The organism is Streptomyces sp. NPDC045998 (assembly GCF_056430285.1).
Window position 1 is genome coordinate 264,937 of the sequence record NZ_JBWKLJ010000004.1, and the last position, 13,655, is coordinate 278,591.

Genomic DNA, 13,655 nt, shown 5'->3' on the forward strand with positions numbered 1-13,655 from the left:
GACGAAAGGCACACGATGAAGCGCCTTCGGGGCACCCTGCCCTCGGACGCCCGGCACGCATGGCACCCCGAGCCGCTGGGACCCGCGCACCGCGACGGGTGGGACTCCCGGGACGACGACCGGATCTGGGACGTCGTCGTGATCGGCAGCGGCGCCAGCGGGTCGGTGGCCGCCGACCGGCTCGTCCGGCAGGGACTGGACGTCCTGATGATCGAGGAGGGCTTCCGGCTCTCCCCCAACCTCGGCAACCCCGAGCTGGACGACATGTGCCGCACGGCGCTGGCCCGTGACGGCGACGGCGGCTGGACCGACGAGGGCTGGCCGTGGACGACGTCCAACCTGGGCGGCGGCACCGTCTTCTACGGCGGCGCCTCCTGGCGCTACCAGCCGTTCGACTTCGACCCGAGCGAGCTGATCGACGCCGGTGACCTCGATGTGCGCTGGCCGTACGGACTCGCCGAACTCGCCCCGTACTACGACGTGCTGGAGCGGCGGCTCGGGGTGTGCGGCGGCCAGGAGGGGGAGGGCAGCCGTGGCCCCGCGCATCCGCCGACGGCCGCGGCCGAGGTGCTGTACGAGGCGGGCACCGCGCTCGGCTACGAGCCCTTCCCTACCCCGCTGGCCATCAACCGGCACGCCCACGGCGGACGTTCGGCGTGCGCCCGGGACTCGCTGTGCGTGAGCCACCAGTGCTCCACGGGCGCCAAGGGGGACGCCGTCGCGGTGTTCCTCACGCCGCTCGCCGCCCACCCGAACTTCAGCTTGCGCACCGGGATGCGGGCGCTGCGCCTGGACCAGGACCGCCCGGACGCGGTCACGTCGGTGACCTGCCTGGACCGGCTGAGCCGCACCACGCACCGGATCCGCGCCCGGTCGTTCGTCGTCGCGTGCAACGCGATCCAGAGCGCCGCGCTGCTGCTGCGGTCCCGCGGCGGGCACGCCCCGGAAGGCGTGGGCAACCACTCCGGTCTGGTGGGCCGCGGGCTGACGATGAAGCTGAGCGAGTACGTGAGCGGTGTGGTCGAGGCCCCGGACGCGGGGACGCTCGCCGACTGGCGCGCCCACTCCGGCCCGTTCTCCACGATCGCGTTCCTCGACCACTACCTGGACGCGGACTGCCCCACGGGCGTCGGCGGGATGATCTACGAGTCGAAGAACGACATGCCCGAGCGCATCCGGCACGACGCGCTGGAGCTGCGCATCGAGACGATCCTCGCCGACCACCCGAACCTGGACAACCGGGTGCGGCTGTCCCCCCACGTCGACGAGGACGGCGTGCCGGCCGTCGTCATCGACTACACCGCCGACCCGCGCGACCTGCGCCGTCTCGCGTACATGACCGACGTGTGCGAGCGGCTGCTGCGGCAGGCGGGCGCGACCGGCATCCAGCACGAGGAGAGCGGCTTCGCGCAGGGCAGCTGCCACCTGCACGGCACCTGCCGGGCCGGCGACGACCCGGCCACGTCGGTGGTGGACGGCTGGGGCCGCGTCCACTCGGCGCCCAACGTGTACGTCGCCGACGGCAGCTTCATGCCGTACCCCGGTGGCCTCAACCCCACCCTCACCATCCAGGCCCACGCGCTGCGCAGCGCCAAGGCGGTGGCCGGCGACCTCGTGTCGCGCCACGCCGTGCACGTCTGAGCCCCGGCGCCGCGCACCGCATCCCCCGCACCATCCCGACCCCCAACAAGGAGAACCGCCATGGCATCCGACATCGCGTGGCCGCCGCCGGTGCGGCAGGTCCGTGCCTACCGCAACATCGTCGTGGACGGCGCCTGCAACATCCGGTGCACCTACTGCGAGATCAAGAAGACCAAGGTGGACCAGCCCGCCACCATCCGCTCGCTGGACCGGATCTTCGCCGAGTACGAGCCGGACGCGGCGCTGTTCCGGGTGGAGTCCGACGGCGAGATCACCCTCTACCCGAAGATCGTCGACCACCTCCAGAAACGGGCCGCCGAGGGCTACCGCATCGAGGTGCTGAGCAACGGCACCAAACTCCCCAGGGCCCTGGAGGGCCGCCCCGACCTGCTGTGGGTGTTCTCGGTCGACGGGCACACCGAGGCGATGAACTCCAAGCGCGGCCTGAAGCAGGAGCAGATCGACCGCATCCTCGACGCCGCCGTCGAGCTGAAGGCGGAGCTCCAGACCGTGTACTGGGGCCAGTCGGTCGAGGAGGTCAACGAGTACATCGACCTGCTGAAGTCCCGTGGGTACCAGGGCCTGCTGCACTTCATGCCGCTGCTGGCGTTCAAGGGGCAGCCGCTCACGGTGAACCTGCGCTACCAGGACCTGCACCCGGCGGACTTCCTGGCGCCGCCGGAGTACTTCCGCCGCTGGAACCACATCTTCGAGACCGGCAAGCGCGACGCGGTCTGCGACCAGATCACCAACGGCTACAACTACCAGGTCTCCGGCGACGAGATCCGGATGGTCAAGTGCGACTGCTACTCGGTGCCGAAGCACCTGGTGCACGGCTTCGGCCCGATCCGGGAGTTCGACGACTGGCCGTGCGGCACCTGCATCGCCAACCAGGAGTTCAACAACTCGCGCGAGCGGATGCGCGTCCCGCAGGGCCGGATCCCGCTGCCGATCGTATGACGGCGGTCCAGCGGTTCCTGCTGGTCCGGCACGCCGAGGCGAGCCTGAACGTGCTGCGCGACGACGACGTCCTGCCGGGCTTCGACCCGCATGCCGGACTCACGCCGCTCGGTGAACGGCAGGCCCGTGCCCTCGCCGACCACCTCCCCCGGGACCCGGCGGTCCGCCCGCCGGGTCCCGGTCCGGCGCCCGGGCCGCCGGTGCTGCTGTACTCCAGCCCGCAGCGGCGGGCCGCCCGCACCGCGGAGGTGCTGGGCGCCGCCCTGGGCGTACCCGTGGTGGCGGACGGCCGGCTGGCGGAGCTGCGGGCGCCGGAGGTCTTCCCCCGGGCCCTGACGGTCCGGGAGTGGGACGCCGTGCTGGAGGACCGGCTGCGGCGCCCGGCGGCCGAGGTGTCGGGCGTGGAGAGCTGGGTGGCGCAGCGACGGCGCGTACGGGAGTTCCTGGACGCCCGCTGTCCGGTCGGCGGGGACGGCGCACGGTGGGTGCTCGTGTCGCACTCCGAGACGCTGCAGGCCGTGCTCTTCGAGCTGCTGGGGCTGGACGACGCCCTGCTGCACCGCACCCGCTTCAAGATCAGCAACACCGGTGTGTTCATCGTGGACAGAACGGAGGACGGATGCGCTTCCCTGGTGGTGGCGAACAGCAAGACGCACCTGGCCAGGACGGCATGACCCGCATGCTCGTCCTGAAGTGCCTCAGTGACGAGACCGGCGACGACGCCGGGGACATCGTCGCCCAGGGGTTCGTGGACGTGGACGATCGCGAGTTCGTCAACATCCTCAACCGGCTGGAGGGCTACTTCGACTGCACGCTGGGGATGCGGTCGCAGCCGACGCGCCGGTTCGTGGTGCACGACCTGGTGGAGCGGGTGGCGGCGGCGACCGCCCCGGGCCGCCCGTCGGAGGTGCGCCATGACTGAGGCGCCCGCCGGGCGGGCCCTGTTCGAGATCTACGACGAGGGCTTCGACTCACCGTCGTGGGGCGGCGTGGAGACCGCCCTGTGGCATCTGGTGCGGTCGCTGCGCGAGGCGGGCGTCGAGGCGGACTTCTACCGCGCCTCGGAGGGCGCCGACCTGGAGGCGCTGGCCGCGCGCGTGGAGCACGACCGGGTGGACGCGGTCTTCCCCTTGGTGGAGAGCGAGCTCTTCGAGGGGGCGGCGTGGCGGCGGCTGCCGGAGCTGCACGCCCGGACCGTACGGATCTGGCACGACGTCAGCCGTCTGTCGGCCGACCTGTCGGATCCGCCGCCGTGTCCGGTGCACGCGGCGGCCCCCGCGGTGCCGGGGGCGCCGGTCGCGGACGGGTGCCCGGCGCGGGGCGCGCACCCCGACGGGCCGATGCGCGAGGTGTTCCTGCGGGAGCTGCCCTGGACGCGCTGCTTCCCGCACCGGTCGGTGATCCCCTGGGCCGCCGACCACGTGCCGGCGAAGGACCTGTACGACCCGTCGGGACCCGTGGTGCTCCAGCTCGGCAAGATCGACACGGTGGACGCGGAGCGCTGCCTGCGCCGGCTCACCGGAGCCGGGGTGCCGCTGCGGGTCATCTTCGCCACCTGGTCGCGCCGGGGCCGGGAGGCCCGCGAGCTGGTGCGCGCCCATCAGGGCGCGGGCCGGCCGATCGAGGTGCTGGACGCCTACGACATCCGGACCGACTGGGAGCGCGTCTTCGGCGGTGCGGCGCTGTTCCTGCTGCCGTCGGTGTTCCACGAGACCTTCAACTTCGCGGCGGCGGAGGCCGTCCAGCTGGGCGTGCCGGTGGCGACCCTCGGCGAGGGCGGCAACCTGCCCCGGTTCGCGTCGCTGCGCGCCCCGACGCTGGACGGCCTGCTGGACCGCGTCCTCGCGGGCGGCCGGAGGCCGGGGCCGAAGCCGCGCCCGACGACCGGCTGGCGTGAGGTGGCAGCCCGGTACGCCGGGGTCATCCGCGGGGAGCGGGCCGGACAGTCCGGCCGGGAGGGGGGCCACGATGGGTGAGCCCACGTGGGACCTGCCCGAGGAGCCCGGCCGGGCCGTGACGGAGCGGCTGCGGCAGGGGCGGACGCTGCTCGTCTCGCCGCACCCGGACGACGTGGCGTACTCGTGCGGTGGACTCCTGGCCGCGGTGGGCCGCCCCGCCCACGCGACGCTCCTGACGGTGTTCACGCGGTCCGCGTGGGCGCTGCCGAAGCGGCTGCGACGGGCCGGGACGCGCGTGATCAGTGACCGGCGCCGCGAGGAGGAGCTGCGCTACTGCCGGCTGCGCGGCCTCGCGGACTACCGGCCGCTCGGCTTCGACGACGCCGGTCTGCGCGGCTACGACGACGAGACCGAGGTGTCGTCACCGGCCGAGGCGGACGGGGTGCGCGGCGCGGTGGAGGCGGCCGTCGCCGACGCGGTGCGCACGTCGGGCGCCGACACCGTGCTGGCCCCGGCCGCGGTCGGCGGGCACGTCGACCACCTCCTGGTGCACGGCGCGGTGCGTGGCGCGGTGGCGGACGGCGGCCCGCTGGTCCTGTTCTACGAGGACCTGCCCTACGCGGGCCAGCACGACCTCGCGGACGTCGAGCGGACGCTGCGCCACGAGCGCGGTCTGGTGCCCTTCGCGGACGTCGACATCTCGGGTGTCGTGGAGCAGAAGGTGCGCGGCATGTACGTGTACGGCAGCCAGACGGACGACGAGTGCGTACGCGAGACCCTGCGGCACGCGCGGCGCCGCTTCGCGGGCGCGCGCTCCCGGGCCGACGGGACCGGCCCGGGCCCCAGCCCCACGGCGGGCGGCCGGGCCGCGCCGCACACCGAGCGGGTCTGGATGGCCGCCCCGGCGAGGGCCCGGTGAGGGCCCTCGCCGGGGGCGGGCGCCACGGGTCAGTCCAGGCCGGCGACGTACCGGGCCTGCGCGGCCAGTTCGGTCAGGACGCGGTCGGCGGTGGCTCCGGTGAGGACCGGGCAGCGCCGCAGCCAGGTCTTGACGTTCCAGTACAGCGCCTCGCCGGCCAGCCGCAGGCCGGCGTCGAACGCCCGGGTGTCGCCGGTGGCGGCGGCGACGGCCTCCCGCAGCAGGTGACGGTGGGCGGCGTCGAGCCGGTTCTCGACGACGAAGGAGGCGATCTCGCTCTCCAGGCAGCCGCCCCCGCCCCAGATCCAGTCCAGGCCGAACCGCCGCAGGGCGGGGCCGTGCAGGGAGGGGCCGTGCCGGGAGGGGCCGCCGTCGCCGCCGGCCCCGCCTTCCCCGTGCCCGGTGCCGGCGAGCTGCCAGTGCCAGTACCCGTGGCCGTACGGCAGCGGGGTGCGGAACAGGACGCCGTCGACGCCCCCGAGGGGCACCCGCTCCGGCAGGTGCCGGGCCGCCCAGGCGCCGTCGACGGGCAGGGGCCGGCCCATGCGGTCGCGCAGCCGCCGCAGCGCCCCGTCGAGCCGGGCCCGCGGGTCGTACACGGCGTGGTCGCCCGGGCGGCCGAGCTCGCCGACGCGGCGCAGCGCGGCCCAGGACTCGGCGACCTCGCGGAGCACCCGTCGCCGCTCCGGCCCGGTCAGCGTCGGCAGCGCCTCGCGCAGCGGGCGCAGCCCGTTCTCGTGGCGCGTCACCAGGTAGCCGTCGGCGAAGAGGTGGCCGGGCGGGAGCAGATCCCCCAGGGCCTGCAGGGCGCGGTGGCACTGCCGCCCGTGCGGGCCCGTGCCGATGAACCGGAAGTGGTACGCCGCCGCGTCCGCCTCCTCCTCCGCGTCGGTTCCGGCTCCGGCTCCGGCTCCGGCTCCGGCTCCGGCTCCGGCCACGAGGGTGAAGGGCCGGTTGCGCGGATCGATGCGGCGGGGCCCGCCGCTCACCGCCGTGGGGGCGGTGCCACCGGCCGTCCCGTACTCCGCGACGAACGGGCCCCGGAAGGGCTCGGCGCGGTAGGCGGCGCCGGCCGCGAGGGGCACGCCCGCCGCCCGGGCGCGGGCGACGAGCGCGGCGGCGTCACCGGCGTCGGCGAGCTGCCAGAGGCGTCCCTCCGTGCGGACGACCGGCCGTTCGGACAGCGGGCGCACGGCCGGGCCGCTCAGGTCGTACAGCCGTCCCGGTGCGGCCAGGACGATGTCCCGCACGCCGGGGAGGCGCCGTACCAGCCGGTCGCGTACGGCGATCGCGGTGGCGCCGGTGTCCGGCTGGTCGTCCACCAGGACGACCGTCGTGCCCGGCGGCAGTTCCCGTGGCAGCGCGGCGAGTTCGGAGGCCGGCAGGGTGATGCCGGCGGCGCCGCGCACGGGGCGGACGCTGTGCCAGGGGCCCGCCGAGCACCCGGTGTCCTCGGCGGCGGCCTGCCAGAAGGGCGCCAGGTACGAGCCTCCGGTGCGGATGCCCACGACCAGCACGGGCCCGCACGTGGAGCGGGCCGTGAGGTGTTCGGTGGCCTGGCCGAAGCCGAGTTCGGGGTCGGCCAGGTCGTAGCCGTAGCACTCCGGGGTCTTCCAGTCGGCGGCGTGGCGCAGCAGCACGGCGGTCGACTCGTCCGTCCGGGCCGCCGCGGAGCGCCACAGCGCGTCGGTCGTGGCGGTGGCCAGGCCGAGGGCCTCCTCCACGGCCGCGATCCGCTGCTCCGCGTCGCCGGAGGGTGCGGCCGGACCGGCGGCCATGTCGCGGGCGAGCTCGGTGCACAGGGCCCGCAACCGGTCGGCGGCCCGCGCGAGCCGGCCGGCCGTCGGTGCCCCGTCCGGATCGGCCCCGGCCGCCCGGTGCGCCGCGGCGGCGTCGGCGAGCAGTTGCTCGGCGAAGCAGGCGCAGGCGTGCAGGGCGGCCGTGCCGCCGTCCCGCCGGGCCTCGTCCACGAAAGCACGGTGCAGGGCTGGCATCGCCACGCCGGTCGTCACCACGTCCATTCCTCCCGGGTTCACAGTCACCGGTTCCGGCGCGTTCTCGCCCGGATCCCGTGCACACTCTGCGCCCGTTCCGAATTACCGTTCAACGCCTTACTTTCCGATGGGATGAACAATGACGGAAAACTCTTCCCTGCTGGCCGAATTCCCCACGTGCCCGCGTGACGACAACAACCGGCCGCGCGTTTTCACTTCGGCTTCCGGCGCCTATGTGACCGATGAATCGGGATTTCGCTGGATCGATTTCGACAATGCGCGGGGATCGATTCTGCTGGGGCACGGCGACCCGGGTGTGGCGGAGGCCGTCGCGCGGGCGGCGACCGGTGCGGACGGCACGGCCACCGGCTGGAGCCCCCGGGTCGACGCGGTCCTGGAGCGGCTGCACGCCCTGTGCGGCGGCGACGTCGTGGGGTTGTTCCGGTCCGGCACGGCGGCGGTCCGGGCGGCCGTGCTGGCCGTGCGCGAAGCGACCGGGCGGCCGCTGCTGCTGAGCGCCGGCTACCACGGCTACGACCCGATGTGGTTCCCGTCCGCGGCGCCGCTGGAGCCCAACGCCGACGGGGTGGTGGACTTCTTCTTCGACCTCGGCCTCCTGGAGGAGCTGCTGGCCGCGCCCGAGCGGGTCGCGGCGGTGGTCGTGTCGCCGGACCACATGCACCTGTCGCCCGCCTGGTACCGCGAGCTGCGCCGGCTGTGCTCGGCGGCGGGGGTCGTGCTGGTCGCGGACGAGGTGAAGGTGGGCCTGCGCTACGGGCCCGGCCTGTCCACCGCGGAGGTGCTCGCGCCCGACGTGTGGGTGGTCGCCAAGGGCATGGCCAACGGGCACGCGGTCTCCGCGGTCGGCGGGTCCCGCACCCTGCTGAAGCCGCTGAAGGAGGTGTCGTTCACCTCGTTCTTCGAGCCGACGATCCTGGCCGCGGCCGACGCCGCGCTCGCCCGGGTCGCCACCGGGGAACCGCAGCGGGCGGTCCGGGAGGCCGGCGACCGGTTCCTGCGTCACGCCCGCAAGGCGTTCGAGGACGCGGCCCTGCCGGTCGAGATCGCCGGTGACGGCACGTTCTTCCAGTTCGTCCCGGCGTCGGAGGAGCTGGAGGACGCCTTCTACGAGGCGGCGAACGCCGAGGGCCTGCTCTTCTACGCGGGCGACAACCAGGGCGTGTCGGCCGCCTTCGACGACGCCGTGCTCACCGACGCCGAGCAGCGGTTCACCCGGGTGTGCGACCGGCTGACGCCGTACGCGGGCGGCGCCGGCGTCGACGAGGCGGCCCGTTACCGGGTCGCCTGGAACGTGATGGACGGCCTGCGCGAGGCCCCGCGCGACCGGGCGGCCACCGACGGGCTGCTGGCGCGGCTGCTCGACGACTGAACCCGCCCCCCGACACCCCGAAGGAAACCAGAGACATTGAGGCGGCTTTCCATGGACAGCCCAGCCGTTACCGGCACCGCAGACGTATCCGGGCAGGAATCGGCGGAGGAGACCGCGAAGTACGGCGCGAAATGCGCCCGGCTGCTCCGGCTGCACCGCGACCCGCAATTCACCGACGTGGCACTCCCGGTGTACCCGCTCGACCCGGCCGACGCCCGTGAATTCACGGCGCGGGCGGGCGGGACGGAAACGACGCAGAAGGAACTCGTCGCGGGATACGCATATTTCCTGCGCGAGCGGCAGCCCGATCTCGCCGCGCGGCTGCGCGAGGTGTGCGGCGACGCCCCCTGGATCGTCCGCAGTTCCGGTGCGGAGGACCAGGAGGACAACGTCAACGCGGGCGGCTACGAGAGCCTGGTGTGCCCGCGCCCCGAGGACGTGTACGCGACGGTCGCGGCGGTCGTCTTCAGCGGGTACGGCGAACACGCCGTGGCCCAGCAGCGGCTGGCCGACCCCGGGTACCGGCCCTCCCCCATCGCCGCGTTCGTGCAGCCCCTCGTCGACGCGGCGGGCACGGCCGGTGCGGCCGACCCGGCCGCACCGGGCGAGACACCGCTGCTGGGCGACGCCGACGTGGCCGCCCTGACCGACCTGCTGACGCGGGTGCACCGCGGCTTCGGCATGCCCCGCGTGGACTCCGAGTGGGTGCTGGAGACCGACGCGGGCACCGTCTCCGTCACCGGCCTCACCGAACTCACGCCGGACGGGCGGCTCGTCGGCCAGCTGTCGCTGGGCTTCGGCTTCGCCTCCGCCCAGCGCCTGGGCGACGGGGAGAACAGCCTGGTCTGGCTGACCGGCGTCCCCGGTACGACGCTGTGGCGCGGCGCGCTCCTGCGCCGGGTGGACACCGCCCGGACGCGGCTGGTGCAGGTCCGCCCGGCCGCCGCGTTCGACCCCGAACCGTCGCTGGAGACCCTCACCGACGCCTGCCGGGCCGTCTGGCGCGCCACGTGCGTCGCCGCGCCGGTCGACATCCTGGTGCCGCCGCGCCGGGTGCGCGCCTCGTCGTTCCTCACGTCCGTACGCCTGGAGGACGCCTGGAGCCGCTACCTGCGCCTCGACCCCGAGCAGCGGGCGCGGCTCGGGCACGTCCTGGTGGAGCGGGGCGCACCGGCCGAACACGCCGCGGTGATGTTCCGTCAGGAGGGCGTCGCCGTACTGCGGGGGCGCCCGGAGGACATCCCGGAGACCGCGTCGTACGCGCTCGCGGACCCGTGGACGCAGGAGTGCTACTTCGGCACCGGCCGGCCCCCCGCGGTGGAGACCGGCACGCGGCGCATGACCGCCGTCCCGCAGGGCTGCCGGCTGCTGTTCACCGCCGCCGACGCCGCCGACGCCGCCGCGGCGGCCCGGGCGGACGGCACGCCGCCCGGCCCGGAGCTGATGCCGGGCGCGGCCCGCCTGGACGAGGTGCCCCATCTGTCGTCGCGGGTCCGGGAACGGATCGTGCGGGACAGTTTCCTGCCGGCCCCCGACGTGTTCGTCCGGCTCGGCGCCGACGTGGCGTCGCCCGCGTTCGCGGCCCGTGCCGCGGAGGCGCTGGTCGACGGCGGCGTGCCGGCGGAGCGGGCCGCGGAGCTGGTGCCGGAGGCCGCGCGGGCGTACGTGCACGGGCTGGCCGCTGCGCGGGCCACGGGCACCGCCGACGTGCGGGTCGCGGTCGCGGTGGCCCGCCTGGAGGCGGCCGGCACCGTGCCGGACACGGCCCTGGAGACCGTGCTCACCCCGGCCCTCGCCCTCGCGGCGGGCGGGGCGGGCGGTACGGAGGCCGCGCTGGCCCTGCTGGACGCGGTGGCGTCCCTGTCGTCGGCCCTGCACGCCCTGGATGTGTACACGGCGGCGGAGCGCGAGGAGGTCCTCAGGCGCACGGTGGACGCTCTCCCCCGGGACGACGCGGCCCGCACGGAGGCGCTGTGCCGGTTCGCCGCGCGCTCGTCCGCGCCGCCCGCCGAGACGTACCGGTTGCTCGCACTGGCCGCCCGGGACGAGGAGTTCGCCACGCGCTACCTGGCCGTGGAGCGCTGCCGGGTCGACCTGTCGGCCGCCGACCCGGGTGACGCGGCACGGCGCGGCCGGGCGCTGAACGACGCGTACCGGGCCTACGTGGGTGCCGGAGCGTGGGACGACGGCGGGGACCAGGTGCTGCTGGACCTGACCAGGAGCGACCTGATCGAGGCGTACGACAGCACCCTCAAGCGGCTGCTGCTGGAACTGGTGGACCGTCCGGAACCGGGCCCGTACCGCGCGTACCTCGATCTGCTGGAGCAGTGGCTGGACCTCGTGGGCGCGTTCGGCCTCTCGGACCGCGAGCGCCACGCGGTCGAGGGGTTCGGCGCGTGGGTCGCGGTGTGGCGCGGCGCGCCGGTGCCGGACGACTTCGCCCTGGAGGAGGAGCTGACCTGGGGCCGGCTGCTGGAGCTGGCCGCCGAGGGCGTACCGGCCGGCGGCGAGGACGGGCCCGGCAACCCGCACCAGCTCCACAACGCGCTGCACCAGTGGCTGCTCGCCCGGACCGCCCGCTACCCCGCCGAGCGGGCCCCCTCGGGAGTGCGCGAACTCCAGCGCCTGTCGGACCGGTTCGGCCCGGGCGGCAACAAGCTGCTGCGGTTCACCCGGGACGCGTTCGAGCTGGACGTGCCGCTGGGCATCCACAAGGCGAGCCTGATGTTCCGCCCCGACCGGGTGGAGGGCGAGTGGACGGAGCCGCCGGACGTCACCGAGGAGGAGGCCGGGCGGCTCACCGGGCTGACGGTCCTGCTGGACCGCTGCGGCACGTGGTTCCCCGAGCTGGTCTTCCGCTGCGAGCGGGTGCTGCTGGCCGGGACGTGGACGCTCCAGGTGGAGGCGCGCCCGCCGGCGGGCGCGGAACGGTTCACCCTCGCGCAGATGCGGCTGGCGCTCGGGGTGTTCCGCACCCTCTTCGACGGCTCGTACGACTTCTCGTACGTGCCGGAGGAGGACGTCGCGAGCCTGCCGGAGGCCTTCCGGGAGCCGGAGTGGGCCGAGGTCTTCCGGGCCCTCGTCGACTACCGGCTCGTCTACGACGACGCCGAGCTGTTCGAGACGCTGGAGACCCTGCCGCTGGGCACCGCCGTCGGCATGCTGTGCACGGACGACCGGATCCGCAGCGAGGTGCTGGCCGCCTCCACCGAGGGCCCCGAGGGCGCGCTGGCGCGGCTCGACGCGGCGTGGCGGCGGCTGGCCGCCACGGAGGACCCGGCCGACTGGATCGCCGGGCACAACGCGGTGCAGCAGTTGGCGCTCCTGGTGGCGGCCCGGTTCCCGGACGCGGCGGTGGCGGCGTTCACCGCGGCGGACGCGCCGGGCTGGGCCGACGTGCTGGGCGCGGCGCTGCTTCCCCGCGCGGACGTGCGGGACGCGGTGGCGCGGGCGTTCGCCGGGCGCCCCGGTGGTGACGGCCCGCTCCTGCGGCGGGCGCCCTGGCTGGTGGTGACGGAGGCGAACGCGGCGGACGTGGCCCGGCGGGTCGCCGCCGCGCCCCGGGCACACCGGCGCTGCAAGCAGTTCCTGGTGCACCGGTACGCCGAGGTGCTGGACCGCGAGGGCCTGCTGGCCGGGCTCGTGGCGGACCTGGAGGTCGTGCCGTACGGCGCCGGACCGCACCGGGAGGAGTTGCTGGCGGCGGCCGTCGCCGCGGCGGACGGGCGGCTGCGGCGCGACATCCGCGCGAAGGCCGGTGCGGGCCCCGTGGCCGCGTGAGTGGGCGCGTGAAGTGACCGTGCCGAGGCCGGCGCGGCGGGCGGAACACCGGCCGCCGCGCCGGCCGGAGGCGGCCGGTGGCGGTAGGCGGCCGGAGGCGGTAGGCGATAAGTGGTCAGCGGTAGGCGGCGGTCGGCGGTTCAGGAGCCGCCGGCCGTCTCCCCCGGCTTGCCCGCCGCCTCCCCCTTCCCCAGCTTGCTCTCGATCCACTCGACGCCGAACCGGACCACGTCCGGAGCCTCGAAGAGGTGGCAGGGGGCGGCGCCCACGCGGCCGGTGCGGCCGATGCCCGCGGCGAGCATGTCCTCGGCGATCACCGTGAACGGCCACACCCCCTCGGGCACCACGCGTCCGTACGGGAACGCCTCGGTCTCGGTGTCGACGTCCCGGAACCGCCGCCACACCCGGCGGCCGTCGACGGTGATCGGCTGCTCGTACGCGACGTACCGCTTGCCGGGCGCCTCGGCCAGTGCCTCCGCGTGGTGCAGCAGCGTCAGCGCGTCCAGCGGGGCGCCGAGCAGCAGGACCCGGCCGCCGTCCTCGGCGAGCCGGGCGAGCGGGCTGTCCGGGCCGTGCGGGTCGTCCCAGGGGTGGTCGTCCATCAGGCGGTGAGCGGCCGGCCCGACCGCGACGAAGCTCGCGTCGGGGTGCCGGCTGCGGACCGCGCCGGGCCAGTGGCGCAGGGCCTCGGGGACCCGGCCGTTGTTGTGGTCGGCCTCGCTGAGCAGCGGGTCGTAGGCGGGCCACTCGGCCCGGGCCGCGTCCCGCCACTCCGGCGGCCAGTCGGCGAGGTCGTAGGGCGGGGCGTCGTTCCAGCCGCAGTAGGCCATGAGCGTGCCGCCGTCGCCGACGGCCTCCAGGAGCGCGCCGATCACGGTGTGCGTGCCGCCCACGACGTAGCCGATCGCCGACATGCGGGTGTGCACCATGACGGTGTCGCCGGCGCCGACACCGAGCTCTTTGAGGTCGCGCACCAGGCGGCCGCGCGTGACGGGGCCGCCGGCGCGCTCGATCAGTTCCCTTTCGTCCACGCGGCGAACCTAGCGGCGTACGCGCGGCGCCCGCCGGGCGCA

The 13,655-nt window shown here is 75.2% G+C and carries 10 protein-coding genes; 8 read left to right on the plus strand and 2 right to left on the minus strand.

The annotated features are described in order from the left end of the window. Window positions 1-15: 15 nt before the first annotated feature. Genes AC07FJ_RS14265 through AC07FJ_RS14290 form a run of 6 tightly spaced genes read left to right on the plus strand, consistent with a single transcriptional unit; the run spans window position 16 to window position 5,418 of the window. Window positions 16-1,641, plus strand: coding sequence for a GMC family oxidoreductase (locus AC07FJ_RS14265; RefSeq protein WP_479048809.1), 1,626 nt, complete (start codon window positions 16-18; stop codon window positions 1,639-1,641). 60 nt (window positions 1,642-1,701) lie between these two features. Beyond that, a complete protein-coding gene (locus AC07FJ_RS14270) occupies window positions 1,702-2,601 on the plus strand; it encodes a radical SAM family protein (protein ID WP_361426288.1) in 900 nt (299 codons plus the stop codon). Next, window positions 2,598-3,275 carry a histidine phosphatase family protein gene (locus AC07FJ_RS14275; protein WP_361426291.1) on the plus strand — a complete coding sequence of 226 codons (678 nt, stop codon included), beginning with the start codon at window positions 2,598-2,600 and terminating at the stop codon, window positions 3,273-3,275. The genes AC07FJ_RS14270 and AC07FJ_RS14275 overlap by 4 nt, the downstream gene beginning before the upstream one ends. Continuing rightward, complete coding sequence (locus AC07FJ_RS14280) at window positions 3,272-3,523, plus strand: DUF6137 domain-containing protein (protein WP_479048811.1); 252 nt, start codon at window positions 3,272-3,274, stop codon at window positions 3,521-3,523. The genes AC07FJ_RS14275 and AC07FJ_RS14280 overlap by 4 nt, the downstream gene beginning before the upstream one ends. After that, on the plus strand, window positions 3,516-4,577 hold the full coding sequence (locus AC07FJ_RS14285) for a glycosyltransferase family protein (RefSeq protein ID WP_479048813.1): 1,062 nt from the start codon (window positions 3,516-3,518) through the stop codon (window positions 4,575-4,577). The genes AC07FJ_RS14280 and AC07FJ_RS14285 overlap by 8 nt, the downstream gene beginning before the upstream one ends. Continuing rightward, window positions 4,570-5,418 carry a PIG-L deacetylase family protein gene (locus tag AC07FJ_RS14290; RefSeq protein ID WP_479048816.1) on the plus strand — a complete coding sequence of 283 codons (849 nt, stop codon included), beginning with the start codon at window positions 4,570-4,572 and terminating at the stop codon, window positions 5,416-5,418. Before AC07FJ_RS14285 ends, AC07FJ_RS14290 begins: the two co-directional genes overlap by 8 nt. A 29-nt stretch (window positions 5,419-5,447) precedes the next feature. Here AC07FJ_RS14290 and AC07FJ_RS14295 read toward each other — a convergent pair whose 3' ends face one another. Beyond that, complete coding sequence (locus AC07FJ_RS14295; RefSeq protein WP_479048818.1) at window positions 5,448-7,433, minus strand: phosphoribosyltransferase; 1,986 nt, start codon at window positions 7,431-7,433, stop codon at window positions 5,448-5,450. A gap of 118 nt (window positions 7,434-7,551) precedes the next feature. Here AC07FJ_RS14295 and AC07FJ_RS14300 point away from each other — a divergent pair, with 118 nt between their 5' ends. Then, a complete protein-coding gene (locus AC07FJ_RS14300; protein WP_479048821.1) occupies window positions 7,552-8,802 on the plus strand; it encodes an aminotransferase class III-fold pyridoxal phosphate-dependent enzyme in 1,251 nt (416 codons plus the stop codon). 51 nt (window positions 8,803-8,853) lie between these two features. Further along, the gene (locus AC07FJ_RS14305; protein ID WP_479048823.1) at window positions 8,854-12,582 is read left to right on the plus strand and encodes a hypothetical protein; all 3,729 of its coding nucleotides are present in this window, start codon (window positions 8,854-8,856) and stop codon (window positions 12,580-12,582) included. A gap of 140 nt (window positions 12,583-12,722) precedes the next feature. Here AC07FJ_RS14305 and aac(3)-VIII read toward each other — a convergent pair whose 3' ends face one another. Next, entirely contained in the window at window positions 12,723-13,613 is an 891-nt protein-coding gene (aac(3)-VIII, locus tag AC07FJ_RS14310; protein WP_479048825.1) for an aminoglycoside N-acetyltransferase AAC(3)-VIII, read from the minus strand. Window positions 13,614-13,655 lie beyond the last annotated feature (42 nt).

What these genes read in the sequence shown, in the direction of transcription:
- AC07FJ_RS14265 (WP_479048809.1), top strand. Translation starts at nt 16, where the DNA reads ATGAAGCGCCTTCGGGGCACCCTGCCCTCGGACGCCCGGCACGCATGG.
- AC07FJ_RS14270 (WP_361426288.1), top strand. Translation starts at nt 1,702, where the DNA reads ATGGCATCCGACATCGCGTGGCCGCCGCCGGTGCGGCAGGTCCGTGCC.
- AC07FJ_RS14275 (WP_361426291.1), top strand. Translation starts at nt 2,598, where the DNA reads ATGACGGCGGTCCAGCGGTTCCTGCTGGTCCGGCACGCCGAGGCGAGC.
- AC07FJ_RS14280 (WP_479048811.1), top strand. Translation starts at nt 3,272, where the DNA reads ATGACCCGCATGCTCGTCCTGAAGTGCCTCAGTGACGAGACCGGCGAC.
- AC07FJ_RS14285 (WP_479048813.1), top strand. Translation starts at nt 3,516, where the DNA reads ATGACTGAGGCGCCCGCCGGGCGGGCCCTGTTCGAGATCTACGACGAG.
- AC07FJ_RS14290 (WP_479048816.1), top strand. Translation starts at nt 4,570, where the DNA reads ATGGGTGAGCCCACGTGGGACCTGCCCGAGGAGCCCGGCCGGGCCGTG.
- AC07FJ_RS14300 (WP_479048821.1), top strand. Translation starts at nt 7,552, where the DNA reads ATGACGGAAAACTCTTCCCTGCTGGCCGAATTCCCCACGTGCCCGCGT.
- AC07FJ_RS14305 (WP_479048823.1), top strand. Translation starts at nt 8,854, where the DNA reads ATGGACAGCCCAGCCGTTACCGGCACCGCAGACGTATCCGGGCAGGAA.